Source organism: Streptomyces sp. MNU76, assembly GCF_020982545.1.
GTDB lineage: Bacteria > Actinomycetota > Actinomycetes > Streptomycetales > Streptomycetaceae > Streptomyces.
Genome location: NZ_JAJKLK010000024.1, coordinates 471,214 through 496,505 on the forward strand (window position 1 = coordinate 471,214; position 25,292 = coordinate 496,505).

Sequence of the window (25,292 nt, forward strand, 5' to 3'; positions counted from 1 at the left end):
CGAGGTGACCGTCAACGACGTGCGCACACCTCACGGTCCGGGGCACCCGCACAGGCGCCGCGGGTGCCCAAGCGCTCAGGTCGCTTCCGCCGGGCCCGCGGCGGCTTTCTGCCGCACGTCCGCCATGTCGACGGCCCGGATCTTCCCGATGAGTTCCTCCAGCGCCTGCGGTGGCAGCGCGCCCGGCTGCGAGTACAGGACGGTCCGCTCGCGGACGGCCATCAGCGTGGGGATGGACGAGATCTGAAAGGCTCCCGCCAGTTCGGGCTGTGCCTCGGTGTCGACCTTGCCGAAGACGATGTCCGGGTGGCGCTCGGACGCCTTCTCGTACACGGGGCCGAACATGCGGCACGGTCCGCACCAGGCGGCCCAGAAGTCGATCAGCAGGATGTCGGAGCCGGTGACGGTCTCCTCGAAGTTGTCCTTGGTCAGTTCGACAGTCGGCATGAGGTTCCCTCTCCTCTCATATACCCGGTGGGGTATTTTCGTCTGCTTGGTTCAACCGGTACCGGTGCGGTTTTGTTCCAGGCGGACGGGCGGCAGCGGGAACAGCGCACGCGCTCGAAGTCGGCCGGCGGCCCGGTGGGGCCGTCGTCCAGGTGGTCGGGACCGGCCGCCGGCACCGCACGGGCACGGGCGAGTTGGCCGGCCGGTGCCGCCTCACCCAGCCGACGGTGTCGGACGGCCGGGGCGGTGATCCGGCCGTCGGTGCCGAAGCGCACGTCGGTCAGGCGCAGTGGGGGTTGGGCGGGGCCGCTGTGGTGGCGCCACTGTCCGGTGTGCGCATCGAAGCGGTAGTCGGGAAGCAGTCGGTGGCCGTGTGTGGCGATCAGCTCGACGGCGTCGATGAGGTAGTCGCGGACGCGTAGTCCCAGAAGGACGGCGCGCCGTACGCATGCAGCAGGCACGCGACGCGGTGCGGGCGGTTCGTGCCGAGAGTCTGCGGTGTGCTGCCGGTCATGGCCGAGCCCTTCTCGCTGGTGTCGGCTGTTCCGGATTCCAGTCGACCGCCGAGTGCGGGGCGGGGTGAGGGGCCGACGGGATGCGGCGGGGGCCGCTCGGCCCTCGTGCCTGACTTCGCGGCCATATACCCTGCGGGGTATTTTATCGGGGCGTTCACGGCGGGCAAATGAGTCCTGAGGCCAGTGAGCCCGACGAAGACATACCCGGGTGGGTACTCGGCTGGGGACCAGCGGCCCATGCCTCGCCCTCACTTGCCGCATGACAGTGGGGGCATGGGCAAACACATCGTGATCCTCGGAAGCGGCACCGCCGGCACCATGACGGCCAACCGCCTGCAACGCACGTACGACGAGCGGGATTTCCGGATCACGGTCGTCGACCGGGACGACGACCACGTCTACCAGCCCGGACTGCTGTTCGTCCCCTTCGGGCTGGCCCAGCCGCATCACCTCGTCCGCTCCCGTCCGCGGCAGCTGAACACCGCCGTCGACTACAAGCAGGCCCGCATCGAGCGGGTCGACCTGGACGCGCGGACAGTGCACCTGGCCGATGGCATCCGGCTGTCCTACGACGTCCTCGTGGTCGCCACCGGAGCCCGGCTGTTGCCGGAGGAGACCGAGGGACTGACCGGGCCCGGCTGGGGCGAGAAGGTCTTCACCTTCTATGACCTGCCTGGCGCCGTCGGTCTGCACCATGCGCTCGAGCGCTTCGACGGCGGCCGGATCGTGATCGACGTGGCCGACCTGCCGCTCAAGTGCCCGGTCGCACCACTGGAGTTCGCGTTCCTCGCCGACTGGTATTTCCAGCGACTCGGCATCCGTGACCGGGTCGCGCTGACGTACGCCACGCCGCTCGACGGCGCGTTCACCAAGCCGGTCGCCGCGAAGGCGCTGGGCGGGCTGCTGAAGGAGAAGGGCATCGAGCTGGTCACCGAGTTCACGCTCGGCGAGGTCGACGGCGAAGGGGGCCGGCTCGTGTCGTACGACGAACGGGAGGTGCCCTTCGACCTGGCGGTCGTCGTCCCACTGCACGGCGGTGCCGAGTACGTCGGACGCTCCGAGGGACTGGGCGACGAGCTGGACTTCGTACCAGTCGACCCGCACACCCTCCAACACCCCGACCACCCCGAGGTGTTCGCGATCGGTGACGCGGCCGGTCTGCCGGCCTCCAAGGCCGGGTCGGTGGCCCACTTCGAGGGCGAGGTACTGGTGCACAACATCGGCCGCTTCCTGGCCGGACAGCCGCTGGACGCCTCCTTCGACGGGCACGCCAACTGCTTCGTAGAGACGGGCTTCCACAAGGCCCTGCTCATCGACTTCAACTACGACACCGAACCGCTGCCCGGCCACTTCCCGGCCACCGTCGGCCTGCCGCTGCTCAAGGAGTCGCACGCCAACCACCTCGGCAAGCTCGCCTTCGAGTGGCTGTACTGGCACAGCCTGCTGCCCGGCCGGGAGTTGCCCGGCATCGGCTCGGCCATGCCCGAGCACGGCAAGCACCACACCCACGCCTGAACCGAAGGAGCACCGCCATGCCCACCGCCACCTACGACGGCACCCCCGTCCCGGTCGACGAGGAAGGCTTCTTCACCGAGCCCGACCGGTGGACCGAGCCCATGGCCGAACAGATCGCCAAGGAACTCGGTATCGACACCCTGACCGACCGGCACTGGATCGTCATCCGCTTCATGCGCGCCCAGTACGCGGCCAAGGGCACTGGCCCCACCGTGCGGGTGCTGGGCAAGACCTCCGGCGTCGGCGTCAAGGAGCTCTACCAGCTCTTCCCCAAGGGCCCGGCGAAGACGGCCGCGAAGATCGCCGGCATTCCCAAGCCCCGCGGCTGCATCTGATACGCCTGATACGAAGGAGTGCGTGCCGTCATGGCCGACACCGCAACGATCGACAAGGTCTCCATCATCGTCTCCAAGGGATCCCTGGAAGGGATCTACCCGGCCCTGATCATGGCCAACGGCGCCCGCGCCGAGGGAATCGAGGCCGACCTGTTCTTCACCTTCTTCGGCCTGGACGCCATCACGAAGAAGCGTTGGGAGCACATCAAGCTCGCGACCGTGGGCAACCCCGGCCTCCACCTGCCGACCTTGCTGGGCGGCATGCCGGGTGTCCCCGACCTGGTCACCCGCTACATGGAACGCAAGATGGACAAGCTCGACATCCCGCCGATCCCCGAGTTCATCGAGATGATCGCCGACACCGGCGCCGGCATCTACGCCTGCAAGGCGTCCGTCGACCTCTTCGAACTCGGCAAGGACGACCTGGTCGAGCAGGTCCAGGGCATCATCACGGTCGGTGAGTTCTACGAGCACGCGGCCGGCGGCCAGATCATCTACACCTGAGATGGCCGGCAGCGCAGATGCCGGGCACGGCCTGCCGGACGGGATGTGGCGCGTGCTGGCGGTGGTCGCCCATCCCGACGACGAGTCGTTCGGCCTGGGCGGCCTGCTCGCCCTGCTGTCCGGCTCCGGTGTGCCCACGCCCGTGCTCTGCTTCACCCATGGTGAGTCGTCCACGCTGCACGGCCGACCGGGCTCGGTGCCGCGCTCGGCCAGGTCGGCGTGCAGGAGGAGCAGGCGGGCCAGGTCACGTGCCTCGTCTGCGGTGAGTGCCGCCCACGCACCCGGTTCGCCGCCCTGGTCGCGGCCCACGTCGAGGGCGACCCGGCTGATGGGCCGCTCCGCGGGTGCGAGCCGCAGACACCGCACGGCGATCCTGCGCCCGCAGCCGGTCACGAGGCGGCTGTCCTCGTTCGTCGGGGGCCGGTCACGTCCTGCCGTCGCCATCGTCCTCACGCTCCTCGGCCGGGTTGGTGGCAGTCCCCAGCGGGTGTCGACTGCGATTTGAATACCCCGAGGGGTATAAGTGGCAGCGTTTCGCGGCGCCGTATTGTTCCCCCCGGGGTCATCGCCGTACGGCGTGGACGAGCGTGTCGAGGGCCGTGTGGCTGTTGCCCTCGGCGTCGGTCACCGGCCGGGTGACCGTCTCGGCTCGCAGGATGTCGGCGTAAGGCCGCCACAGGTCGGCGACCTGCTCGGCGGTGTACAGCACGCGCGGATCCTGCGGGCCGCCGTATCCGCGCTCGGGGTTGGCCGCGTGATGGCCGACGAGCAGCAGGGTCCCGCCCTCACGCACGGCGGTGGCGGCCCGGGGCAGTACCTCGGTCATCTCCGGCCAGGGCAGGTGCAGATATGCGATCAGGGCCAGGTCGTATGTCGCCTCCGAGGCCGTCCGATGCGTGAGATCGGCGTGGACGGTACGCAGCCGCACACCCCGTTCGGCGGCCAGCCGCTCGGCCTTCTCCAGCGCTACGGCGGAGAAGTCGACGGCGTCCACCTCCCAGCCGCGCTCCGCGAGCCAGACGGCGTTGCGTCCTTCTCCGGCGGCGAGGTCCACCGCTCGCCCGGACGGTTCCAGACCGGCCAGCTCCTGCTCGACGAAGCGGTTGGGCTCGGCCCTCCAGACCAGTTCGCTGCCGCGGTACCGCTCGTCCCAGCCCGCTGCGTCCATCGTGTGCACCTCACTCTTGCGTGTGGGTTGAATACTCGCTGATGCTGCCGCCGTCGTCCTGGTCCTCTGGATCGTCCCCGGCGAGCAGATACGGGTAAGGGCAGGTGGCGGGGTCCGGGGCGATGCAGGCGTTGCAGGGGCGGGCCCGGTCGAGAACGCACTTCGGGGTCGGTCTCATGGCTCACCGTCTGCCTCACCGCGGGTGGGGAGGCGGCGGGACAACTGTTCCGCGGCGCGTTTGAAGGCCAGAACCGGAACGCAGTGCCGTACGCGGGCGTCGGCGAAGCACGCGAACGCCTCCGCCGTCGCCGTCGTCAGTGTCTCGGACGGGATGCCCGGGAAACGGCGTCTGAGCCGCGCCCGGACGTCCTCACGGGCGCGCTGCTCCGCTGCTGGTGTCGGTGGGCCGCCCGGTCGGGTGTCGAGGCAGTGGCTGCCCGGCCGGCCGGGCCAGTCGGTGATGTTGGCGCGGGAGATCACCTTGCACCCCCGGGAATGGGTTACGGGGTTCTGTTCAGGAGGGTGTCAGGAACAGATTCTCCAGTTCTGCCTCACTCAGCGGCGGGACGTGCCCCCGCTGTCGTTCGGTGAGGCACTGGCGAATGCCGTCCGCGACTGTCTTGAAGCCGGCCCGGTCCAGGGCGTGGGAGACCACGGCCAGCCGGGTGACGACGTCCTTGCGGTCGCGCTCCGCCTCGATCATGGCGATGACCGCGGCCAGCTGTCCCTGGGCCCGCCGCAGCCGAACGAGCGCCTCGGCCCACGAGTCCGTTTTCTCGTCCATGGCTTTCACCTCCTGTCCTCACGGACGGGTGGCCAGGCGGTCCGGGTTTTCGTCGTTCGGCACGGCCGGGGCGTCGCTCGGCTGCTGCGGTGTTCGTCCCGAGCGCCTGAGCATGTACCAGCTGAAGGCGATGCCCGCCGCCGCGGCTGCGGAGGCCCAGGTCCAGGGACTGGTGAGCAGGGTGTGGCGCAGGTCGGAGCCGGTCTGCCGGCTGAGGACGAAGATGCCCATGACGGCGACGAACCAGCCGAAGGACTTGCGCAGCGCGTCCTGTGGGATGCGCCCGGCGAGCAGGCCGCCGAGCAGGCTGCCGACGACGGCCGTCGCCGTGACGAGGGCCGCCAGGCCCCAGTCGATGTGCACGCTGGCGAGGTAACCGGCCAGGCCCGCGAAGGACTTCATGGAGATGACCAGCAGCGAGGTGCCGACCGCGACGGTCATCGGCAGCCCGCCGAGCAGGACGAGTGCGGGAACGACGAGGAAGCCTCCGCCGGCGCCGACCAGTCCGGTCACCAGGCCCACGACGATGCCGTCCAACAGCACGTGCAGGACGGGGAGTTCGTGGTGGACCTTCTTCGGCGCCCGCCTCCGTCCCCGGATCATGGCGATAGCCGTGGCGATCATCATGAGGGCGAACGCGAGCAGGAGGACGCTGCCGGGGATGAACCCGGCGAGCCGTCCGCCCGCGTAGGCGCCGGTCATGCCGGCCAGGCCGAACAGCAGCCCGGTACGCCAGCGGACGCGTCCGGCCCGCGCGTGGGAGACGACCCCGGCGGCACTGGTGACGCCGACGACGAACAGGGAGGTGGCGATGGCCTGCTTGGTCTCCATGCCGGCCAGGTAGACCAGGATGGGCACGGTCAGGATGGACCCGCCGCCCCCGAGGACGCCGAGGCTGACCCCGATGAGCAGGGACGCGGCGATGATGACGGCGATCATGGAGTGCCTTGCAGGACGGCGACGACGGTGTCGAGGTCGGTGCGCGGGCCGCGGTTGTAGGGCAGCTTCGACAGCAGCATGCCCATGGCGCAGGTGTTGGTGAGCGCGGCGACGGTCAGCCCGCCGCCGACGGCGGTACCGATCAGGTGCAGTCCGGGCACGAACAGGCCCGCGAGGCCGGTCACCAGGACGAGAACTCCGGCGACGAGCCGGACCTGGCGCTCCAGATCCCAGCGTTCGGGTCCGCGGGTGAGTGGGCCGCCGGCGGACTCCCAGGCCATGACGCCGCCGTCGAGGACGCGCAGGTTGGGCAGTCCGGCTTCGGCGAAAGCCTGTTCGGCCTGGGTGGCGCGGGCGCCGGAGCGGCAGATGAGTATGACGTCTTCGTCGAGGTGGTGGCGCAGTTCGGCGCGGTGTTCGCGCAGGGTGTCGAGGGGGACGTTGTAGGAGCCGGGGATGTGGGCGGTGCGGAACTCGCCGGGCGTGCGCACGTCCAGCAGGCGCGGGCCCTCTCCGTCCCGGGTGAGGTCGCGCAGGGCGGCGGGATCGAGTCGTGGCTTGTCGGCGCGGGTGGTCATCGCTGGATTCCTTGATGTCTTCGAAGCGGTTGGGGGCGGGCGGCGGCCGATTCCCGTGACCGCCGCCCGCAGTGCGCAGTGCGGTGGATCAGGCGTCGGCGGACGCGGGCAGGGCGAGCCAGGCGCCGTAACCGCCGAGCAGGTCGGAGACGTCGGTGCGGCCCTGGTGGCGCAGCAGGCTGGCGGCGATGGAGGAGCGGTGGCCGCCCGCGCAGTGCACGACCAGCGGACGGTCGGCCGGGATCTCGTCGAGGCGGCGGGCGAGTTCGGCCAGCGGGATGTGCAGTGAGCCCTCGATGAAGCCCTCTTCGCGCTCGGCCGTGTTGCGCACGTCCAGCACCAGCGGCGGTTCCTCGCCGTCGAGCAGACGGTGCAGTTCGTCGGCGGTCAGCCGGCTGGCCTGCTCCATCTCGTCGGCCAGGGCCGGGAAGGCGCCCTCGGGTTCGCGCAGGTAGCCGCCGACCTTGTCGAAGCCGATCCGGGCGAGCCGGGTGACGACCTCCTCCTCACGGTCCTGCGGCGCGATGACGACGACGTCCTGTTCGGGGGCGACGACCATGCCCGCCTGCTCGGCGAAGCGGCCGTCCGCGGGCACGTTGACCGAGCCGCGCAGGTACCCGGGCGCGAAGTCCTGCGGGGAACGGGCGTCGACCACGACGGCTCCGGCCGCGCGCCGCTCCATGAACTCCTCCACCGACAGGGGGCGGGGTCCGGCGGCCGCGTCGAACAGGCCGTGCTCCTTGCGGTTGAGAATGGCGTCGTAGACGAAGTAGGCGGGAGCGGAGGGCTGGCCCTCCGTCACCAGCTGGACGAACTTCTCCTCACTCATGGGCCGGCAGGCGTAGTTGGTGGCGCGCTGCTCGCCGATGGTGGACTGGCGCTGGGTGGAGAGGTTCTTGCCGCAGGCGGATCCGGCTCCGTGGGCGGGGAAGACCCGGACCGCGTCCGGGAGGTCCATCAGCTTGTGCTGGATGGTGTTGTGGAGCATGCGGCCGAGTTCGTCGGCGGTGACGCCGATCGAGGCGAGCAGGTCGGGCCGGCCGACGTCGCCGATGAACAGTGCGTCGCCGGTGAGGACGCCGTAGGGGACGGCGTCGCCTGTGTGCTCGTACACCAGGACGCTGATCGACTCCGGGGTGTGCCCGGGGGTTTCGAGGATCTGCAGCTGCACGTCGCCGAGGCTGATGCGCTCGTCGTCGGTCAGTTTGCGGATGGGGTACTCGGCTTCGGCCCGCTGTCCGTAGCCGATCCAGGCGCCGGTGCGGTCGGCGAGTTCCAGGTGGCCGGCGAGGAAGTCGGCGTGGAAGTGCGTGTTGATGACGGCCTCGATGGTGAAGCCGTGCTCGGCGGCGTCGGTGAGGTACTCGGAGACGTCGCGGCGCGGGTCGACGACGACAGCCTTGCCGGTGCTCTCGTCGGCGATCATGTAGGACGCCTGGGAGAGGCAGTCGAGGTAGTACTGGGCGAAGAACATGGTCGGGTGACCTCCATGTCGGACTGGGTTGATTACCCCGGGGGGTATGTAGAAGGTTCTGGTCCGCCCTTGTCGGGGGGCAGGGGGAGCGGCCGGCCCGGGTCGGGGGATGCCCGGGCCGACCGGTCAGAGGTGGCCGGTGAGCATGGCGTGCCAGTAGATCGGCGGCAGGCCGTACCGCTTGAACAGCCACATCGTGCGCCGTTCCTTGAACGGGTCGAGCAGCGGGAACGTGGGCGTGGGGGTCAGGTCGTAGTCGAACTCGGCGAGCAGCATCCGGTCGCGGGCGGTCACCAGCGGGCAGGACGTGTAGCCGTCGTACCGGTGCGACGGGGAACGGCCGTTCATGACGTCGAGGAGATTCGCCGCGACCACCGGGGCCTGCTTGCGTACCGCGGCGCCAGTCTTCGACGTGGGCAGGTTCGCCACGTCACCGAGCGCGAAGACGTTCTCGTACGAAGGGTGTTGGAGGGTGTGCTTGTCGGCCGCGACGAAGCCCTGCGGGCTGGCCGGGTCGGCGAGCGGGCTCGTCTTGACCCAGTCGGGTGCGCTCTGCGGCGGCACGGCGTGCAGCAGCTCGTAGCCGATGGTCTCCTTGGTGCCGTTCGCATGGTCGGTGACGGTGAGCTCGCGGGCGTCGCCGTCGACGGCGGTCATCTCGGAGCGCAGCCGCACCTCGATGCCGTACCGGGCGGCCACCTTCTCCAGGACCTGCGACCAGGCGGGCACCTTGAACATCGCCGGATCGGGGATGACGAGAACGATGCGGATCTGGTCCAGGACCTTCCGCTTGCGCCAGTGGTCGGCGGCCAGATAGGCGATCTTCTGCGGGGCTCCGCCGCACTTCAGCGGGGTCGCCGGGTGCGTGAAGACGGCCGTACCCGAGCGCATCTGCCGGATCAGCTCCCAGGTGCGCGGGGCGTATTCGGGCGCGTAGTTGCTGCTCACCCGGTCGTGGCCCACGGCCTCGCCGAGGCCGGGGACGCCGTCCCAGTCGAGCTGGAGACCCGGAGCCATCACCAGGTGTTCGTAGGTGAGTTCGCTGCCGCCGGAGAGGCTCACCGTGCGGGCCTCCGGGTCGACGGCCACGGCGCGGCGGCGGATCCACCGGACGCCGTCCGGGATGACCGACCCTTCGGGGCGGCGGGTGGTGCGCAGGGGTGCCTGGCCGCCGCCGACCAGGGTCCACAGCGGCTGGTACCAGTGCGTGTCGGACGGTTCGATCAGGGTGATGTCGCTGACGCCGGCGCGGCGCAGGCGGGCGGCGACGCTGATGCCGCTGCCGCCGCCGATGACGGCGACACGGTGACGGCCGGAGATCGGGGAGTCGGTGGGGGAGGGTGGCGGCCAAGGCGGGGCTCCTTCCAACTGGCCGGTGTGCGGGTGTCGGACGGGGATCAGGCGGCGTGCTCGTGCGAACCGGCCGCGACCGGACGGCCGGCGCGGGCCCAGGCGCCGGTGCCGCCGACGACGGAGTAGGCGTCGATGCCGCGGGAGGTCATCTGGTCGGCGGCGGTCCGGCTGCGGTTGCCGCTGGCGCAGATCACGAACACCGGCCGGTCGGTGGGCAGTTCTCGGCAGCGGGCGGGCACGGTGCGCAGCGGCATCAGGCGCGCGCCGGGCACGTGCCCGGCCGCGTATTCGTCCGCCTCCCGTACGTCGATGACGAGTGCGCCGTCGGCCCAGTTCGCCACGAACGCTTCCTGTGTCACTTCACGAGCCACTTCATTGCCTCCTCAATTACCCCCGGGGGTATCTTCTCGCCGAGGGTAAGGCGGCCCGGCGACTGGCGTCAAATACCCATGGGGGTATTTGCCCGAGAGGCAACTCGCGGCTCGGTGACGGAGCCCGGACCGAGCCGGGATCCCTGCGACGCGGGCCTGGGCAGCCGGAGGGTCATCCGTGTCCCGCCGCCCGGTCCGCAGACCGCGGTGACCGTGCCGCCGTGGGCGGTGACCAGCTCCTTGACCACGGCCAGGCCGATGCCGCTGCCGCCTCCGGCACGAGCGAGGGCCCCGCGCCACAGCCGGTCGAAGACGTGCGGCAGCTCGTCGGCGGGGATGCCGGGGCCGGTGTCGGCCACCTCGACGAGAGCTTCGGCGGGCGTGGCGGACGTCGTGACGGTGACGGTGTCGCCCGGACGGCAGTGGCGTGCGGTGTTGCTGAGGAGGTTGCCGAGCGCCTGGTGCAGCCGGTCGGCGTCGGCGCGCACCGGCAGGGGAGCGGGGCCGGGGAGCGTGTGCACGGTCAGCCCGGCGGTGCGCAGTTCGGCCTCCCGTTCGGCCACGGCGGCCTCGGCCAGGGTGGTCAGATCCACCTCGGCCAGGCGCAGGGACAGCCGGGCGGACTCGGCCTCCGCGAGTTTCCCGAGGTCGTCGACGATGCGGCCCAGCCGCATGGCCTGGTCGTGCAGCGAGGCCAGACGGTCCGGGGCCGGCTCGGTGTAGCCGTCGCGCAATTCCTCCAGCCCCGCCCGCAACGAGGCCAGGGGCGTGCGCAGTTCGTGGGCGACATCTGCGGCGAGGCGGTGGAGGGCTTGCTCCGCGTGGCCCACGTCGTCGGCCATGGCGTCGAAGGCGAGGGCGAGGTCGCCCAGTTCACCGGGCGCGTCGATCCGGGTCCGGGCGCTGCGGTCCCCGGCGGCCAGCGCACGCGCGGTCGCGGCGACCCGGACGACCGGAGCCGTCAGGCGCCGGGTGACGAACCAGCTCACGCCCAGCGCCAGAGCCAGCGCACCGACGGCAGCCGCGGCCACCCAGCCCCAGGCGACGGACAGACCCGCCGACCCGGAGCCGGCCGAGAAGGCAAGGTGCACGGAGCCGACGGTGCGGACGTCGACCACCACGAGCGTGTTCGCACCGGGGCCCGAGCCCATGCCCTGCCCGTGGTGCCCCTGCCCTGAACCGGGCATGCCGTGCTCGTCCCGGGACCCGGAGCCGGAGCCGCCAGAGATCATCTCGTCGTCCGCGTCGCGCACCGTGAGAACCGCCCCTGCGCCCGCGGCGATGGATCGCGCCGCCGACAGGTCGGCCGTCGACCAGTCGCCCGCGGTCCGGTAGGCGTCGGCTGCCGCCGCGGCCACCCGTTCGGCGGTGCGCTGCCGGTCGGCTTGGTGGGCGCTGCTCAGCCCGCGGTCGGTTCCGACGAGCGCCGCGGCCGTCAGCAGCGCCACGGAGGCCAGCGCCACCACGGCGAACGCGGCGAACAGGCGTCGCCCGAGCGGGCCGAGCCCGCCGGACGGCCGAACGCCGGAGCGCGGCGAGCCGGGTTCACGGGTCACGGGACCACCCCAGCCGATAGCCCACGCCCAGCACAGTCACCACGAGGTCGGCGCCTGCCTCCCCGAGCTTGTGCCGCAGATTCTTCACATGCGAGTCGATCGTCCGCTCGTACCCGGCGAACTCGTAGCCGCGCACTCGGTTGACCAGCTCATAGCGCGAGAACACCCGGCCGGGCACCGATGCCAGCGCGGTCAGCAGACCCCACTCGGTGGGCGTCAACTCCAGGGAACAGCCCCCCAGTACTGCCTCGTGCCGGGCCTCGTCGATCCGCAGCCGTCCGTCGCCGTACGACACAACGGGCGCCGCCCCCGTCGCCGTACCCCCGACCCGCTGCAGCACCGCACCCACTCGCAGCACCACCTCGGTGGGACTGAACGGCTTGGTCACATAGTCGTCGGCGCCCAGCCGCAGCCCGTGGATGCGGTCCTCGACGGTCGTACGCGCGGTCAGCACGACCACCGGCACCCGGCCGCGCTCGCGGGCCTCGCACAGCACCTCGTCCCCGTCCACGTCCGGCAGCCCGAGATCCAGCAGCGCCAGATCGACGCCACGCTCGCCCAGCAGACGCACCGCCTCCGCACCCGAGCCGGTCGTCAGCACCCCGTACCCCGCGCGCTCCAGATACCGGCGCAGCAGGTCACGGATCTCCCTCTCGTCCTCGACGACGAGCACGGTGGCGGCCATGTCCCACACCTACGCGCCACGCGCCCGCCCCCGCGAGGGCCGAACAGCCCCAAACCGCCCGGCGGTCGTCTCCATCCAGCGGACTGGGCCTGGCCATCGCCCGCAGGGCGCCGGCGCCCTCCGCGCGCAGCGCCCCCGCTCCCGCCCCCGCTCCGCCCCGCCCCGCTCCCGCCCGCCGCGGCGGCGGTTCCCTGGTGCGGCACACCACGCGGGGATGCTGTGTGTGCCGCACCGGCCCGGTCAGGCGCCGGGCAGCACGCCGGTACGGGCGACCTCGGCGTACCAGCGGGCGCTGGCCTTGGGGATGCGGGTGCCGGTCGGGTAGTCGACGTACACGGCGCCGAAGCGCTTGCTGTAGCCGTGGGCCCACTCGAAGTTGTCCAGCAGGGACCACAGGAAGTAGCCGCGCACGTCCGAACCGTCCAGGATCGCCTGGTGGACGGCGGCCAGGTGCCCGCGCACGTAGGCGATGCGGGCGGGGTCGTTGACCTGGCCGGCCGGGTCGGCGTAGTCGTCGAAGGCGGCACCGTTCTCGGTGATGACCAGCGGCAGCCCGGGGAAGTCGACGGAGAGGCGGCGCAGGAGGTCGTACAGCCCGCTGGGGTCGACGGCCCAGCCCATCGCGGTGGTCTCGCCGGGCGGCTGGTGGAAGGCGACCCGCTCGGCGGCCGGCCAGGGGCTGTCGGCGCTGTTGCCGTGTCCGTCGGAGGTGTGCGTGCCGCTGCCGTCGGCCTCGGACACCAGGGTGGGGCTGTAGTAGTTGACGCCCAGGAAGTCCAGCGGCTGGTGGATGTTGCGCAGGTCGCCGTCCTGGAGGAAGGACCAGTCGGTCAGCTCGGCGGTGTCCTTGAGCAGGTCCTCCGGGTAGGCGCCGTTCAGCATCGGCCCGGTGAAGACCCGGTTGGCGAGGGCGTCGATCCGGCGGACCGCGTCGGCGTCGCCGTCCGAGTCGGTGAGTGGGCGCACATGGTGGATGTTGAGCGTGACCGAGACCTGAGCGTCGGCGCGCAGGCGGTCGCGCAGCGCCTGGACGGCCAGGCCGTGGCCCATGTTGAGGTGGTGGGCGGCGCGCAGGGCGGCGACCGGGTCGGTGCGGCCGGGGGCGTGCACGCCCGAGCCGTAGCCCAGGAAGGAACTGCACCAGGGTTCGTTGAGCGTGGTCCAGGTCTTCACCCGGTCGCCGAGGGCGTCCGCCGCGAGGGCCGCGTACTCGGCGAACCGCTCCGCCGTGGCCCGCTCGGGCCAGCCGCCCGCGTCCTCCAGTTCCTGGGGCAGGTCCCAGTGGTAGAGGGTCGCGACGGGCTGGATGTTCTTCTCCAGCAGCGCGTCGACCAGCCGCCGGTAGAAGTCCAGACCCTTCTGCACGGCCGGGCCTCGGCCGGTGGGCTGGATCCGGGGCCAGGCGAGGGAGAAACGGTAGGCGCCCAGACCGAGTTCGGCCATCAGAGCGACGTCCTCGTTCCAGCGGTGGTAATGGTCGGTGGCGATGTCACCGGTGTCGCCGTTACGGACCCGGCCGGGGGTGCGGGCGTAGGTGTCCCAGATGGACGGCGTACGGCCGTCCTCCGCGGCGGCCCCCTCGATCTGGTAGGAGGCGGTCGCGGAGCCCCAGAGGAAACCCCGGGGGAAGGTGCGTGCGGCGTCCGGGGCGGACCGGCTCTGCTGTGCTGCGGTGACCACGTAAGTCCTTTCGAGGGGGAATGGTGGTGTGCGCGGGTGCGGTGGGTGGCACCCGGCGCGGTGGGTTCCGGTGCGCGCCGGCCGGGCGACGGGCGGGCTCGGCTGTTCGGGGCGCGCGGGGGCGGGTCAGCCCTTCACGGCGCCCGCCATGATGCCGCTGACGATCTGCCGGCCGAAGACGATGAACATCGCCAGCAGCGGCAGGGTGCCCAGCAGCGCGCCGGCCATGATCAGCGACTGGTCGCGGACGTAGCCCGCGCTGAGCTGGGTGAGGGCGACGGGGACGGTGGGGTTGGTCATGTCGAGGACCACGAACGGCCAGAAGAAGTCGTTCCAGGCGTGCACGAACGTGATCATGAACAGGACGGCCATCGCGGGCCGGGCGACGGGCAGCACGATGCTCCAGAAGATCCGCAGCGAGTGCGCCCCGTCCACGCGTCCGGCCTCGACGAGCTCGTCCGGCAGCGCCTCCGACAGGTACTGCCGCATGAAGAACACCCCCACCGCGCTCACCAGCGTCGGGAAGATGACGGCGGGCAACTGCTGGGACCAGCCCAGCTCGGCCATCATCATGAACAGCGGTACGACACCGAGCTGCGGCGGCACCAGCATCGTGCCGATCACCAGCATGAGCAGCGCGTTGCGGCCCTTGAACCGCAGCTTGGCGAAGGCGAACCCGGCGAGCGTGGCGAACATGACCGTGGACAGGGCGATCACCCCGGCCACGATGAGGCTGTTGACCATGGCCTTGCCCATCGCCGCCTCGTCCCAGGCCCGGGCGAGGTTGCTGAACAGGTTCGGCCCGGGCAGGAAGGGCGGCGGTGTCTGGCTGACCCGGGTGTTGTCGGTGGAGGCCGCCACCATCGTCCAGTACAACGGGAAGATCGACAGCAGCGCCATCACGGCGAGCAGCACATAGGCCAGCGGGCTGGCGTGGTGCTGGCGGCCCGCTCGCTGGCGCAGCAGCCGGCCACCGCGGCCGGCCGGCTTCCGGGAGGTGCGGACCGCGCTGCCGGTCCGGGCCGGGAGACTCTGAGTGGTCATGGTGACTCCAGGTCAGGACGTGCCGGAGCGCAGGCGCTTGACGAGGCGCTGCACGAGGAAGACGAGAACGAGCAGCAGGAACATCGCCCAGGCGACGGTGGCCGAGCGGCCCATCTGGTAGTTCTTCCAGCCCTCCTCGTACAGCAGCAGGCCCAGCGTCTGGTACTGGTTGTCCGCGCCGCCGGTGATGCCGTTCGGACCCTGCCCGAAGATCAGCGGTTCGCCGAACAGCTGGGTGGCGCCGATCGTGGAGAGCACGATGGTGAAGACGATGGTGGAGCGGATCCCGGGTACCGTGACGTGCGTGAACTGCTTCCAGCGGGAGGCGCCGTCCAGGGAGGCCGCCTCGTACCGGTCGGCGGGGATGGCCTGCATGGCGGCCAGGTACAGCAGCGCGTTGTAGCCGGTCCAGCGCCAGATGACGATGGTGGAGATCGCGATCTGGGCGGGCCACTTGCCGCCCTCCCAGTCCAGGGGGTCGATCCCCACCGTGCCGAGCGCCCAGTTGATCATGCCGAAGTCACGCTCGAAGATCATCGTGAAGACGAGGGCGGCGGCGGCGACCGAGGTGGCGTAGGGGACCAGGGAGGCGACGCGGAAGAACAGCGAGGCGCGCATGCGGTAGTTGAGCAGGTGCGCCAGCCCCAGGGCCATCAGCAGTTGCGGCACCGTGGAGATGACACCGATGGTGATCGTGTTCTGGAGCGCGTTCCAGAACCGGGAATCGCCCCACAGCTCCACGTAGTTGTCGAACGCCACCCACTGCATGACGTCGAGGGTGGCGAGCTCCACGTCGTGCAGCGAGATCCATGACGTGTAGAGCAGGGGGTAGAAGCTGAACGCGGCGAAGACCACGAAGAACGGCGCGACGAACGCGTACGGGGCGCCCTTGAGGTCGAGGCGGTGCAGGAACGCGCCGCGCCGCCGGGCCGGGCCCTTGCCCGGGGAGTGCCCGGCGGGGGCCGTGGTGGTGGAGGTGGCCACCGGAGGATCCTTCCTGAGAGCGAATGGGTGGGCCGGCCGTCCGGGCCCGCCGCCGAAAGGCGGGCCCGGACGGCCGCGGCCGGACGGACGGGGGTCAGCCGACCGCCTTCTCGATGCGCTCCGCGGTGGTCTTCCACGCCTTGTCCCGCGCGGTGCCCTGCTGCTCGATCAGGGTGAGGCCCTGGGAGAAGGTGTCCTTGATCGTGCCGTCCTTGCGGCCGAGGACCTGCTTGTCCGGTATCTCCTGGGCTGCGGCGCCGAAGATCTCGCCGATCGGCGCGTCACCGAAGTACGCCGACTTGGCGTTCTTCACGTCGGCGCTCTCCAGTGCCTCGCGTGAGGAGGGGATGTTGCCGATCTCCTTGAAGATGTGGGCCTGCTGTTCCGGCGCGGTCAGCCAGGCGACGAGCTTCTTGGCCTCCTCCTTCACCGGGCTCTGCTCGATCACGCCGAGGAAGGACCCGCCCCAGTTGGCGCCCTTGGGTGCCTTGGCCACGTCCCACTTGCCCTTGTTCGCCGCACCGGCCTTCTCGCTGATGTGGCTGAGCATCCATGCGGGGCACACGGCCGTGGCGAAGGTGCCGTTGGCCAGACCGGGGTCCCAACCGGGCTGGAACTGGCGCAGCTTGGCCGTCAGACCGTCCTCCGCGGCGTCCGCGGCGAGGTTCCACGCCTCCTTGACGGCGGGGTTGGAGTCGTAGATCAACTCGCCCTGCTCGTCGTAGTACTGCTCGGGGTAGCCGTAGACCATGGCGTTGAACAGACCGCTGGCCGCGTCCATGTAGGCGACCTTGTCACCCTTGAAGTCCTTCTTGAAGGTGCGGCCGACCTCGACGTACTTCTTCCAGTCGCCCGCCCAGAGCGCCGCGACCTCGTCGCGGTCGGTGGGCAGGCCCGCCTTCTCGAAGTAGTCCTTGCGGTAGCAGACGGCCATCGGGCCGATGTCGGTGCCCAGGCCCAGCACCTTGCCGTCCGCGGTGCTGATCTGGGACTCCTTCCACGGCAGGAAGTGGTCGGTGCCCGACGTCCCGGCGAAGTCGGCGAACCTGGAGGCCTGTGTCTCGGTGATCTCCTTGGCACGCCCGATCTCGATGCCCTGGATGTCCTTCAGGCCCTTGCCGGCGGCGAGCCTGGTCTGCAACGCGGTGTAGTAGGTCTGCTCGTCACCGGCGATCTCGGCCTTGATGTCGACCCCGGGGTTCTCCTTCTCGTACTGCTCGAGAAGGCCCGTCTCCTTGATGCCCATCACCCCGAACAGGCCCATGGTGATGGTGACCTTGCCGTCCTTCTTGCCCCCACCGGTGACCGAGTCGTCGCTGCCGCTACAGCCGACGACAAGTGTCAGCGCGCCGACGGCAGCGACCGTCGCCACCGCCCTTCTGTGCGACCAACCGAAAGTGCCCATGGATCTCCTCCCAGCGGCGGCGCCGGCACATCGGAGTGACGAGTTCTGCGATGGCTGCAGCGATGCCGGACAGCGGCTCTGACAAATGGTGGTGGGAACGTGCCCAACTCTGGGTGGGCACGTTCCCACCGCGCATCGAAGACTCGTCGGAGCAGGGCGGGTCTGTCAATGACTTGAACGCAACTCGTCCTGGGGCCTCGGCTTGTGCGGTCGGCACCGCGGCGTCCCGGGGTGCCGTGCCGACGGCCAGGTCTGCAAGAATTGCCGCAGGTCACCTCCGCGGCAGGCACCGCCGCGCGACGCCGAGGGGGAAGCGCATGTCCGGCAATCGTCGCCCAACGATCAAAACGGTCGCCGCCCGCGCCGGTGTGGGCCGCACCACCGTCTCCCGTGTGGTGAACGGCTCCGATCTCGTCAGCGCCGACGCCCGCGCCCGGGTCCTCGCGGCGATCAAGGAACTCAACTACGTGCCCAACTCGGTCGCCCGGGGCCTGGTCACCAACCGCACCAACGCCGTGGCCCTGGTGATCCCGGAGTCCGAGAGCCGGCTGGGATCGGAACCCTTCTTCGCCGCGCTCATCCGCGGTGTCAGCGGCGCCCTCGCCGACAGCCGCACCCAGTTGCAGCTGATGCTCGTCCGCGACCAGGCCGAACGCGATCAGCTGACCGAGTCGGTGGAGACCCGCCGTGTGGACGGCGTGCTCCTGGTCTCCGTGCACTCCACGGACCGACTGCCCGGCATGCTCGAGGAGATGGGCCTGCCCACCGTGCTCGCGGGCCGCCGCGACGCCGGCGAGCAGCTGAGTTACGTGAACGCCGACAACGCCGGAGGCGCCGCCGCGGCGGTCCGGCACCTGCTCGAACGCGGCCGGCGGCGCGTGGCCACCATCACCGGGCCCTTGGACATGGACGTCAGCCTCAACCGGCTCGCCGGCTGGCGCACCGCACACCGCGAGGCGAACCTTTCCGCGAGCGAGCTGCTCGTCGAGGAGGGAGACTTCACCGAGGAGAGCGGCGTTCGCGCGATGCGTTCGCTTCTTGAACGCGCCCCTGACCTCGACGCGGTCTTCGCCGCCTCGGACCTCATGGCCGTCGGCGCACTCACCGAACTGAAGCGGCAGAAGCGGCAGGTGCCGCGCGATGTCGCCGTCGCCGGATTCGAGGACTCCGTCCTCGCCCGCCACACCAACCCGCCGCTGACCACGGTGCGCCAGCCCGTTGAGGAACTCGGTCGCACGATGGCCCGAATCCTCACGGACATCACCCAGCACGGCGCGCCACGGCGGCAGGTCACGCTGCCGACCGAGCTGGTGGTGCGCGAGTCCACGTAACGGACCCACGCGTTCAGCGCGGCCGGCCGCGCAGGGTGGCCCACGGGCCTGGCGCGCCTTCGGTCACCGTCAGCCCCGGCGGGAGCCCTCGACCCGGCCTGATGAGGCGTCAGATCAGGAGCGCGTCAGCTCAGCGAGAGGTTTGCCCCTGCCGCCCGCAGAGAGGTTTGCCCCTGCTGCCCGCGTACCTTTCCGCAGACCTCTTCGCAGTGCAGCCGCAGCTAGGGGGTGTTTCGAAAGTCCCGCACAGCACCCACGGCGCCCGGCACGCACTCTCGCCGCACCGGCCGAAACCCCAAGTACGTCCAGTACGAGGGCTTTCGTCCGGCACGCCGAGAGCACGCACCGGACACCGCGGGCACCGCACAGGACTTTCGAAACACCCCCTAGTGCCCCTTGGTCGGCCCACGACCAGCGCGGGCGGAAGATCGCCGTCACCCGCAGACTCACGGTCCGCCGCTGTCAGCCTCAGCCTCAGCCTCGGCCTCGTCGGACAGTGTCTCCGAAAATGCTGCCGGCCGCCTCACCACGAGGCGCTGGACCTCGTACGACATCTCCTTGACGTGGGGAGCCGGTCGGGGGTGATAGCGGCCCGCGCACACAGACAGGTTGACGATGAGGTAGGCATGCCAGGCACGTCCCACGCCTCGGCGGTCGGCGAACACCTGGCTGCCGTTCACCCACCAGATCACGGACCTCGGGCCGAACTCGACGCGAAGATCGACCCACGCACCCGGGCCGATGGCGGAGTCGCGGTAGTAGAGGTTGGCGCCGCGGACGTGGTTGGTCAGCTCCAGGAGGTCGGGGTTGTCGGGGTGGTACTCGAAGACATCGATCTCCTGGTCGCCGTCGCGCCAGGTCCAGATGGCGGGCCAGGCCCCCGTTTCGTACGGCAGTCTGACCCGTGCCTCGAGAACGTCCCCGGCGCGGACGGTGAAGGCCTCCTCACTCCCCTCGGTGGTGAGCAGGCCCGTGTCCCACCGACCGTCCCTGCGGAGGGTGGCACGGAAGGTGCCCGAGCGGCTGTACGCGGGGTCCGCCGTCAGGTGATCCAATTTATTGTCGCCTGGGTTGATCGGTCCGCCGTTCGGATATGCCCACGAACGCCCCGCCACCCATTGACGGGTGGACGCGAAGTCCGCCGTGAAGACAACCTCAAGTCGGGACGAAATCTCCTCTGCCGACGGTGTTCCGCCGCATGCAGGATTCTCCATGCACGAATGCTGCTCCCCATACGACTTCGGCATGCAGATGCCGATGAATCCACGGAGAAGGTAATTCGGACGGGCGAATCGTTTTCCATCCCTTGCGCGAACAACTCGGCAGCTTCGAACAGTAATTGCTCACTCGCTGGCCAGCCACCCATCACCGGCGTGAACAACCCTGCGGGTCAATACAACTAGGGGGTGTTTCGAAAGTCCTGTGCGGTGCCCGCGGTGTCCGGTGCGTGCTCTCGGCGTGCCGGACGAAAGCCCTCGTACTGGACGTACTTGGGGTTTCGGCCGGTGCGGCGAGAGTGCGTGCCGGGCGCCGTGGGTGCTGTGCGGGACTTTCGAAACACCCCCTAGTAGGGCTCCGTTACGTCTGTCTGTCGGTCCTGTTTGGGGGAACGCTGAAGGTGTGGACGCACATGAAGTGAACCGGGCTCGGGCGACGTTGGCGTTATTCGTGGCTGACGTGTTCGCGTCGGTGCCGCGTAAGGATCAGCGGGCGAAGGGCGACTGCTACCTGCGGGGATTGATGCTGGACGGACGGCGGAAGTCGATCCAGCCGATGGCGGAACGGCTGCCGGACGGCAACGAGCAGAACCTGCAGCAGTTCGTGAACCAGTCGACGTGGGATCCGGTGCCGGTGCGGCGGCGGATCGCCCAGCGGATGGTGCCGAGAATCGGCCCGGAGGCGTGGGCGGTCGATGACGTGTCGTTCCCCAAGGACGGGAAGATGTCGGTGGCGGTCGCGCGCCAGTACTGCGGGGCGCTGGGCAAGCGGGCCAACTGCCAGGTCGCGGTGAGTGTGCACGCGGTCTCCGACACGGCGTCCTGTCCGCTGCAGTGGCGGATGTTCGTGCCCGAGGAGTGGGCGGACGATGCGGTGCGGCGGCAGAAGACCGGGATACCGCAGGAGGTCGGGCACCGGGAGAAGTGGCGTCTGGCCCTGGACATCCTCGATGAGCTGGCCGGGTGGGGTCTGGTGCCGCCGGTGGTGGTGGCCGACGCCGGCTACGGGCAGAACGCCGACTTCCGCGACGGTCTGAGCGAGCGGGGCATCGGCTATGTCGTGGCGGTCCGTTCGGACGTGACGGTCCACCCGCACGACGTGCGGCCCACCGCCCCGGCCTGGTCCGGGAACGGTCGCAGGCCGCAGCCCCGCTACCGGGACAAGCCGTCCTCGGTGGCAGCGCTGGCTCAGGAGCACGGACGGCAGGCGTTCACCGAGGTGACCTGGCGTGAAGGCTCCCGCGGGCCGATGCACTCACGCTTTCTGGCGCTGCGGGTGCGGCCGGCCGGGGTGAGGGCCCGCCGTCTGGCCCAAGCCGCCGCCACTGCCGAGCACGGCCACTGGGACGGTGTCCTGCCCGAGGTGACGCTGCTGGTCGAATGGCCCCAGGACGCCGAAGCACCCACCGACTACTGGCTGTCCAACCTGCCCGCCGACACACCGATCACCGAACTGGTCCGCCTGTCCAAGATCCGCTGGCGCATCGAGCACGATTACCGGGAACTCAAGCACGGCCTCGGCCTGGACCACTTCGAGGGCCGCTCCTGGAACGGCTGGCACCACCACGTCACCCTGGTCACCGCCGCCCACGCCTTCCTCACCGAACAGCGCCTGTCCCCAAAAGCCGATACAGCGGACTCACCCTCTACCAGATCCTCGACGCCATCCAGGACCTGCTGAACTGCTGGACCGGCACCTGCACCACCTGCCACCGCCCGCTGCCCAGAACATCCACCACCAGCCCAAGCACAAGAGCCAGAGCAACCTAACGGAGCCCTACTAGAGCCTGCGCCAACTGCGTCAGGGCGAGGCCTTCCGGCGGAACCAAGTCAGGTGACCTGGGGTCGCAACCTGCTTCACAAGCGTTCGATCGCATGGCGCTTCGAATCCTCACTGAGGTACGACGAGAACAGCCTGCGCGGCAAGAAATCGGGTCAGTGGCTCGGCGCGAGTGATTGCTGAAGCAGCGGGGCTGCGACGACGCCTCTCTCGGCTTCCGGCTCCGCGCACACGAGGGCGCCGCTGAGGCCGTTGGCCCAAGTAGCGGACGGCGTCGCCGCCCCGGGGCAGCCACGGCCTGGGCGACCAAAGCCGCGACTTGAGTGCAGCCGAGAGCCACGGGCTGTTCGTGAGGCCCGCAGCGCGACCGCCCCACCCGGGCGAGGGGCTCCGGGCACGCCTCTCCGGCTGCGTTTCATCGAATGCGGCGGGCGATCCCGGTCGCCTTGCCCATCAGCCATTCGAGTGGCCCGCGCTGGAAGAAGCGGGACCAGAGGGTGGCGAGGAGGGCGATGGACACGATGAAGCCGAGCAGGACGTATGTCGGCGGGACGGCCGATCGCTCGGTGTCCAGGAGCCAGATGGCAACGATGTGGTAGACGTACGCGGTCAGTGACATCGAACCGACCGCGATGACGGGCTTGGCCAGACGGCGCAGCCGCGGGAAGGCGTCCATGGCGGCCAGGCACGAGGTGATCACCAGGATCGCCACACCCGTGGCGGCCATGATGGACAGGGTCGCCTCGCTGTGCGGGGCTGAGGCCAGCATCCCGGCGGGGGTGTCGCCGAAGATGCCGATGCTGTCGGGCGACACGGACGACACGGACGACACGGACGACATGCCGGACCCCTCTTCGGCTTTCCGGACGGCTTCGGCGGCACCGGGTACGAGACGCACCGCCAGCCAGGAGCCGCCGTAGCCGGTGACGGCGAGGGCCACGCCGGTGAGGGCGAGGCGTATCCGGACGGCCGTGGCAGTCAGGTCGCAGCGGGCGACAGCCATACCGGCGATCACGAACGGAACCCAGGTCAAGGCCGGATAACCGCCGGTGAAGAACAACGAGACGGGGCCGTCGGCCTGGCCGTAGGAGAGGAACACGCGGCCGCCGACCACCGGCTTCAGCGCGTACAGCAGTTGCGGGCCCACCAGGGCCCATCCCGCGGCGATGAGCGCCAGTGGCCTGGCGCCCAACCGGTACAGCGGCAGCACGAGCAGGAAGAACAGTCCGTAGAAGGCGAGGATCGGCACGACCGGGGTGCCGGTCAGGGTCAGGGCGGTGCCGAGGGCCAGCAGGATCACCGCCCTGATGATCACTTTGGCCACGGCCTGACGGCCGGCCAGGCCGGTCTTCGGCGCGCGGCGCCCGGTGATGAGAGCGACCGCGAAGCCGGCCAGGACGGCGAACAGGGCGGAGGAGCGGCCTTGCGCCAGCTCCATCAGGAAGCCGATGACACCGCCCTGAGCCGGGGCGGGGCCCACGTGGACCGCGTACATGCCGAAGACGGCCAAGCCGCGGGCCAGGTCCAGCCCGATCAGTCGGCCTACGCCGGGCGCTCCGGTCGAGGGCTCAGCACGCTCACCTCCAGAAGACGGGGTGTCGGCCGGGAGCAGCGCGGAGTCGGGGTGATGGGTCATGGCCCTCAGACTGGAGGCCGGGCCGATCACGGCCCATCCGGCAGAAGGCCGCCGTGGCCCTGCCGACTGGTGGGTGCTACCCCGCCGTGTGGCTGGAGCTGCAGCTCAGCGGGCCGCCGGGACCGATCGGGGCTTTAGGGTCGAGTCGGCATGGGCCGGACGGTATGAACGAAGGGTAGGGGGATCGCGTGATCCGGGTAGTGGTGGTCGACGACGAGGCTCTGGTCCGCTCGGGCTTCCAGCTGATTCTGGGCGCGTCCGAGGACATCGAGGTCGTCGCGACCGCGAGTGGCGGCGAGGCGGTCGACACGGTCAGCCGGGAGCGGCCCGACGTGGTGCTGCTGGACATCCGGATGCCGGACGTCGACGGGCTCACCGTGCTCCGGGAGCTGCGCACGATGCCGGACCCGCCGGTGGTGGCGATGCTGACCACGTTCGACGCCGACGAGTACATCCTCACCGCCCTGCACTCCGGCGCGGCCGGATTCCTGCTCAAGGACACCGAGCCCGAGCAGCTCGCCCACCTGGTGCGGACCCTGGCCGCGGGCGGTGTGGTGCTGTCCCCCAAGGCGTCGCGGACGCTGCTGCACAGCCACCCCGGCACCGGGACGGCTGTCGACGAGGAGGCCGCCCGGGTCCGGCTGCTCACCGCGCGGGAGCGCGACGTCCTCGTCCTGGTGGCGGAGGGACTGTCGAACGCCGACATCGGGGCGCGTATCCACCTGGGGGCGGGCACGGTGAAGGACCACGTCAGCGCCATCCTGACGAAGCTTCGCGTGGCGAGCCGCGTGCAGGCCGCCCTGCTGGCGCAGCGGGCCGGGCTCCTCGACGAGCGCCTGCGGTCGGAGCTCGGCGGATGAGCCGTGCACGCGCCCTGTGGCAGCGGGTTCCCGCGCCGGTCATCGACCTCGCCCTGGTGGCCGCGGCGGCCGTGGACGTGCGGCTGAACAACTGGGAGCCCACGCGCCTCGAGGTCGCGCTGGCGGCTGTCGGGTGCACCGCGCTGGCCTTCCGGCGCCGGTTCCCGCTCGTCGTGTTCCTGCTCACCCTGCCCGTCGCGCTGATGCAGGATGTCGCCGTCGCCGTGCTCGCGGCGCTGTTCACTCTGGCCGAACGCTCCCGCAACCGCCGTCTCCTCGCCGTGTGCGTCGCCCTGGCCGCCGTCGCGAGCAGCACTCCGTGGCCCCTGGCCGAGGTCGACCGGACCATGACAGCGGTCTTCTTCGTGTACGGCCTGGCCACGGCCGCGGCACCGGTCCTCTTCGGCCAGCTTCTCCAGGCACAGCGGGACCTGGCGCGGCGGTTGGCCGAGATCGAGGAGGCAAGGGAACACGAGCGGACCCTGCACGCCCAGGCCGTCCTCGCTCGCGAACGCGCTCAGCTGGCCCGGGAGATGCACGACGTGGTCTCCCATCAGGTCAGTCTGATCGCCGTACGGGCCGGTGCGTTGCAGGTCGCCACCCGGGACGTGGACGCGAAGGAGGCCGCTCACACGATCCGTTCGCTGAGCGTCACCACGCTCGACGAACTGCGCACCATGGTCACCCTGCTGCGGGCCTCCGGCGGCGACGTCACCGAGCTGACGCCTCAGCCCACCCTTGCCGACCTGCGGAAACTCGTGGAATCGAGCGGCACTCACGTACAGCTGACGGGGGAACTGCCGCCCACGGTGAGCACACCCACCCAACGCGCCCTCTACCGCACGGTTCAGGAAGCGCTGACCAACGTCCGCAAACACGCACCGGGCGCCACGGCCAGCGTCGAATTGTGGCAGGACGGCGACGGCATCGGAGTGACCGTCACCAACACCCCGTCCACGCGTCCTTCCCTGTCCCTCCCCGGCTCCCAGCAAGGCCTCGTCGGCCTGCGCGAGCGCGCCGACATCCTGCACGGCACCCTGGACGCGGGCCCGACCACGGAAGGCGGCTACCGGGTGCGGCTGCGGATCCCGCTCAGCGCGGAGTGAGGTGTACACGAACTCCCGCGGGTTC

26 protein-coding genes are annotated in these 25,292 nt (G+C 70.5%); 8 read left to right on the forward strand and 18 right to left on the reverse strand.

Features of this window, described 5'->3' with window-relative positions:
• Positions 1 to 75 precede the first annotated feature (75 nt).
• Positions 76 to 447: a thioredoxin gene (trxA, locus tag E4N62_RS40345; protein WP_230222722.1), complete on the reverse strand. Its 372-nt coding sequence runs from the start codon at positions 445 to 447 to the stop codon at positions 76 to 78.
• A 788-nt stretch (positions 448 to 1,235) separates the two neighbouring features.
• Here trxA and E4N62_RS40350 point away from each other — a divergent pair.
• The 4 genes from E4N62_RS40350 to E4N62_RS40365 are packed head-to-tail and all read left to right on the forward strand — an operon-like array spanning position 1,236 to position 3,821.
• Positions 1,236 to 2,477 carry an NAD(P)/FAD-dependent oxidoreductase gene (locus E4N62_RS40350; RefSeq protein WP_230222724.1) on the forward strand — a complete coding sequence of 414 codons (1,242 nt, stop codon included), beginning with the start codon at positions 1,236 to 1,238 and terminating at the stop codon, positions 2,475 to 2,477.
• Between the two features lie 17 nt (positions 2,478 to 2,494).
• Complete coding sequence (locus tag E4N62_RS40355) at positions 2,495 to 2,812, forward strand: TusE/DsrC/DsvC family sulfur relay protein (RefSeq protein ID WP_184902470.1); 318 nt, start codon at positions 2,495 to 2,497, stop codon at positions 2,810 to 2,812.
• A gap of 30 nt (positions 2,813 to 2,842) precedes the next feature.
• Positions 2,843 to 3,316 carry a DsrE/DsrF/DrsH-like family protein gene (locus tag E4N62_RS40360; RefSeq protein ID WP_230222726.1) on the forward strand — a complete coding sequence of 158 codons (474 nt, stop codon included), beginning with the start codon at positions 2,843 to 2,845 and terminating at the stop codon, positions 3,314 to 3,316.
• Between the two features lies 1 nt (position 3,317).
• Positions 3,318 to 3,821 carry a PIG-L family deacetylase gene (locus tag E4N62_RS40365; protein WP_230222728.1) on the forward strand — a complete coding sequence of 168 codons (504 nt, stop codon included), beginning with the start codon at positions 3,318 to 3,320 and terminating at the stop codon, positions 3,819 to 3,821.
• 57 nt (positions 3,822 to 3,878) lie between these two features.
• Here the strand turns inward: E4N62_RS40365 and E4N62_RS40370 are convergent, their stop codons facing one another.
• The 15 genes from E4N62_RS40370 to E4N62_RS40440 form a co-directional block, all read right to left on the reverse strand.
• A complete protein-coding gene (locus E4N62_RS40370; RefSeq protein ID WP_230222730.1) occupies positions 3,879 to 4,484 on the reverse strand; it encodes a bifunctional 2-polyprenyl-6-hydroxyphenol methylase/3-demethylubiquinol 3-O-methyltransferase UbiG in 606 nt (201 codons plus the stop codon).
• A 10-nt stretch (positions 4,485 to 4,494) separates the two neighbouring features.
• Positions 4,495 to 4,662, reverse strand: coding sequence for a hypothetical protein (locus tag E4N62_RS40375; RefSeq protein ID WP_230222732.1), 168 nt, complete (start codon positions 4,660 to 4,662; stop codon positions 4,495 to 4,497).
• A complete protein-coding gene (locus tag E4N62_RS40380; protein ID WP_230222734.1) occupies positions 4,659 to 4,964 on the reverse strand; it encodes a three-helix bundle dimerization domain-containing protein in 306 nt (101 codons plus the stop codon). The genes E4N62_RS40375 and E4N62_RS40380 overlap by 4 nt, the downstream gene beginning before the upstream one ends.
• Positions 4,965 to 4,998: 34 nt before the next feature.
• The gene (locus E4N62_RS40385; RefSeq protein WP_230222736.1) at positions 4,999 to 5,268 is read right to left on the reverse strand and encodes a metal-sensitive transcriptional regulator; all 270 of its coding nucleotides are present in this window, start codon (positions 5,266 to 5,268) and stop codon (positions 4,999 to 5,001) included.
• A gap of 18 nt (positions 5,269 to 5,286) precedes the next feature.
• Complete coding sequence (locus tag E4N62_RS40390; RefSeq protein WP_230222738.1) at positions 5,287 to 6,207, reverse strand: sulfite exporter TauE/SafE family protein; 921 nt, start codon at positions 6,205 to 6,207, stop codon at positions 5,287 to 5,289.
• Positions 6,204 to 6,785 carry a rhodanese-like domain-containing protein gene (locus E4N62_RS40395; protein ID WP_230222740.1) on the reverse strand — a complete coding sequence of 194 codons (582 nt, stop codon included), beginning with the start codon at positions 6,783 to 6,785 and terminating at the stop codon, positions 6,204 to 6,206. Before E4N62_RS40395 ends, E4N62_RS40390 begins: the two co-directional genes overlap by 4 nt.
• A gap of 88 nt (positions 6,786 to 6,873) precedes the next feature.
• Positions 6,874 to 8,259, reverse strand: coding sequence for a rhodanese-like domain-containing protein (locus E4N62_RS40400; RefSeq protein ID WP_230222743.1), 1,386 nt, complete (start codon positions 8,257 to 8,259; stop codon positions 6,874 to 6,876).
• A 126-nt stretch (positions 8,260 to 8,385) separates the two neighbouring features.
• Entirely contained in the window at positions 8,386 to 9,627 is a 1,242-nt protein-coding gene (locus E4N62_RS40405; protein ID WP_230222745.1) for an FAD/NAD(P)-binding oxidoreductase, read from the reverse strand.
• Positions 9,628 to 9,656: 29 nt separating this feature from the next.
• Positions 9,657 to 9,983 carry a rhodanese-like domain-containing protein gene (locus E4N62_RS40410; RefSeq protein ID WP_230222747.1) on the reverse strand — a complete coding sequence of 109 codons (327 nt, stop codon included), beginning with the start codon at positions 9,981 to 9,983 and terminating at the stop codon, positions 9,657 to 9,659.
• A 68-nt stretch (positions 9,984 to 10,051) separates the two neighbouring features.
• Complete coding sequence (locus tag E4N62_RS40415; protein ID WP_230222749.1) at positions 10,052 to 11,539, reverse strand: HAMP domain-containing sensor histidine kinase; 1,488 nt, start codon at positions 11,537 to 11,539, stop codon at positions 10,052 to 10,054.
• Positions 11,529 to 12,224, reverse strand: coding sequence for a response regulator transcription factor (locus E4N62_RS40420; protein WP_230222751.1), 696 nt, complete (start codon positions 12,222 to 12,224; stop codon positions 11,529 to 11,531). Before E4N62_RS40420 ends, E4N62_RS40415 begins: the two co-directional genes overlap by 11 nt.
• Before the next feature lie 240 nt (positions 12,225 to 12,464).
• On the reverse strand, positions 12,465 to 13,904 hold the full coding sequence (locus E4N62_RS40425) for a GH1 family beta-glucosidase (protein ID WP_230222753.1): 1,440 nt from the start codon (positions 13,902 to 13,904) through the stop codon (positions 12,465 to 12,467).
• 126 nt (positions 13,905 to 14,030) lie between these two features.
• Positions 14,031 to 14,948, reverse strand: a complete 918-nt coding sequence (locus E4N62_RS40430) for a carbohydrate ABC transporter permease (RefSeq protein ID WP_230222755.1) — start codon at positions 14,946 to 14,948, stop codon at positions 14,031 to 14,033.
• A 12-nt stretch (positions 14,949 to 14,960) separates the two neighbouring features.
• Positions 14,961 to 15,932 carry a carbohydrate ABC transporter permease gene (locus E4N62_RS40435; RefSeq protein WP_230222757.1) on the reverse strand — a complete coding sequence of 324 codons (972 nt, stop codon included), beginning with the start codon at positions 15,930 to 15,932 and terminating at the stop codon, positions 14,961 to 14,963.
• A 94-nt stretch (positions 15,933 to 16,026) separates the two neighbouring features.
• Entirely contained in the window at positions 16,027 to 17,337 is a 1,311-nt protein-coding gene (locus tag E4N62_RS40440) for an ABC transporter substrate-binding protein (RefSeq protein WP_230222759.1), read from the reverse strand.
• Between the two features lie 317 nt (positions 17,338 to 17,654).
• Here E4N62_RS40440 and E4N62_RS40445 point away from each other — a divergent pair, with 317 nt between their 5' ends.
• The gene (locus tag E4N62_RS40445; RefSeq protein WP_230222762.1) at positions 17,655 to 18,668 is read left to right on the forward strand and encodes a LacI family DNA-binding transcriptional regulator; all 1,014 of its coding nucleotides are present in this window, start codon (positions 17,655 to 17,657) and stop codon (positions 18,666 to 18,668) included.
• Between the two features lie 446 nt (positions 18,669 to 19,114).
• On the opposite strand, the gene E4N62_RS40450 is transcribed toward E4N62_RS40445, so the two are convergent.
• A complete protein-coding gene (locus E4N62_RS40450) occupies positions 19,115 to 19,882 on the reverse strand; it encodes a family 16 glycosylhydrolase (RefSeq protein WP_230222765.1) in 768 nt (255 codons plus the stop codon).
• Positions 19,883 to 20,288: 406 nt separating this feature from the next.
• Here E4N62_RS40450 and E4N62_RS40455 point away from each other — a divergent pair, with 406 nt between their 5' ends.
• Entirely contained in the window at positions 20,289 to 21,566 is a 1,278-nt protein-coding gene (locus E4N62_RS40455; protein WP_230213368.1) for an IS701 family transposase, read from the forward strand.
• 514 nt (positions 21,567 to 22,080) lie between these two features.
• On the opposite strand, the gene E4N62_RS40460 is transcribed toward E4N62_RS40455, so the two are convergent.
• Positions 22,081 to 23,301 (reverse strand): DUF418 domain-containing protein, encoded by a 1,221-nt coding sequence (locus E4N62_RS40460; RefSeq protein ID WP_230222767.1) that lies wholly within the window; start codon positions 23,299 to 23,301, stop codon positions 22,081 to 22,083.
• A gap of 200 nt (positions 23,302 to 23,501) precedes the next feature.
• Here E4N62_RS40460 and E4N62_RS40465 point away from each other — a divergent pair, with 200 nt between their 5' ends.
• Both E4N62_RS40465 and E4N62_RS40470 read left to right on the forward strand, forming a co-directional pair.
• Positions 23,502 to 24,161: a response regulator transcription factor gene (locus E4N62_RS40465; RefSeq protein ID WP_308186132.1), complete on the forward strand. Its 660-nt coding sequence runs from the start codon at positions 23,502 to 23,504 to the stop codon at positions 24,159 to 24,161.
• Entirely contained in the window at positions 24,158 to 25,267 is a 1,110-nt protein-coding gene (locus tag E4N62_RS40470) for a sensor histidine kinase (RefSeq protein WP_230222772.1), read from the forward strand. Before E4N62_RS40465 ends, E4N62_RS40470 begins: the two co-directional genes overlap by 4 nt.
• The last annotated feature ends 25 nt before the right edge of the window (positions 25,268 to 25,292 follow it).

Excerpts from the sequence above, each read along its gene's own strand:
- E4N62_RS40450 (WP_230222765.1), bottom strand. The coding sequence starts at position 19,882 with ATGGAGAATCCTGCATGCGGCGGAACACCGTCGGCAGAGGAGATTTCG.
- E4N62_RS40400 (WP_230222743.1), bottom strand. The coding sequence starts at position 8,259 with ATGTTCTTCGCCCAGTACTACCTCGACTGCCTCTCCCAGGCGTCCTAC.
- E4N62_RS40390 (WP_230222738.1), bottom strand. The coding sequence starts at position 6,207 with ATGATCGCCGTCATCATCGCCGCGTCCCTGCTCATCGGGGTCAGCCTC.
- E4N62_RS40420 (WP_230222751.1), bottom strand. The coding sequence starts at position 12,224 with ATGGCCGCCACCGTGCTCGTCGTCGAGGACGAGAGGGAGATCCGTGAC.
- E4N62_RS40375 (WP_230222732.1), bottom strand. The coding sequence starts at position 4,662 with ATGAGACCGACCCCGAAGTGCGTTCTCGACCGGGCCCGCCCCTGCAAC.
- E4N62_RS40365 (WP_230222728.1), top strand. The coding sequence starts at position 3,318 with ATGGCCGGCAGCGCAGATGCCGGGCACGGCCTGCCGGACGGGATGTGG.
- E4N62_RS40350 (WP_230222724.1), top strand. The coding sequence starts at position 1,236 with ATGGGCAAACACATCGTGATCCTCGGAAGCGGCACCGCCGGCACCATG.
- E4N62_RS40355 (WP_184902470.1), top strand. The coding sequence starts at position 2,495 with ATGCCCACCGCCACCTACGACGGCACCCCCGTCCCGGTCGACGAGGAA.
- E4N62_RS40440 (WP_230222759.1), bottom strand. The coding sequence starts at position 17,337 with ATGGGCACTTTCGGTTGGTCGCACAGAAGGGCGGTGGCGACGGTCGCT.
- E4N62_RS40460 (WP_230222767.1), bottom strand. The coding sequence starts at position 23,301 with ATGACCCATCACCCCGACTCCGCGCTGCTCCCGGCCGACACCCCGTCT.
- E4N62_RS40445 (WP_230222762.1), top strand. The coding sequence starts at position 17,655 with ATGTCCGGCAATCGTCGCCCAACGATCAAAACGGTCGCCGCCCGCGCC.
- trxA (WP_230222722.1), bottom strand. The coding sequence starts at position 447 with ATGCCGACTGTCGAACTGACCAAGGACAACTTCGAGGAGACCGTCACC.
- E4N62_RS40430 (WP_230222755.1), bottom strand. The coding sequence starts at position 14,948 with ATGACCACTCAGAGTCTCCCGGCCCGGACCGGCAGCGCGGTCCGCACC.
- E4N62_RS40360 (WP_230222726.1), top strand. The coding sequence starts at position 2,843 with ATGGCCGACACCGCAACGATCGACAAGGTCTCCATCATCGTCTCCAAG.
- E4N62_RS40470 (WP_230222772.1), top strand. The coding sequence starts at position 24,158 with ATGAGCCGTGCACGCGCCCTGTGGCAGCGGGTTCCCGCGCCGGTCATC.
- E4N62_RS40385 (WP_230222736.1), bottom strand. The coding sequence starts at position 5,268 with ATGGACGAGAAAACGGACTCGTGGGCCGAGGCGCTCGTTCGGCTGCGG.
- E4N62_RS40395 (WP_230222740.1), bottom strand. The coding sequence starts at position 6,785 with ATGACCACCCGCGCCGACAAGCCACGACTCGATCCCGCCGCCCTGCGC.
- E4N62_RS40370 (WP_230222730.1), bottom strand. The coding sequence starts at position 4,484 with ATGGACGCAGCGGGCTGGGACGAGCGGTACCGCGGCAGCGAACTGGTC.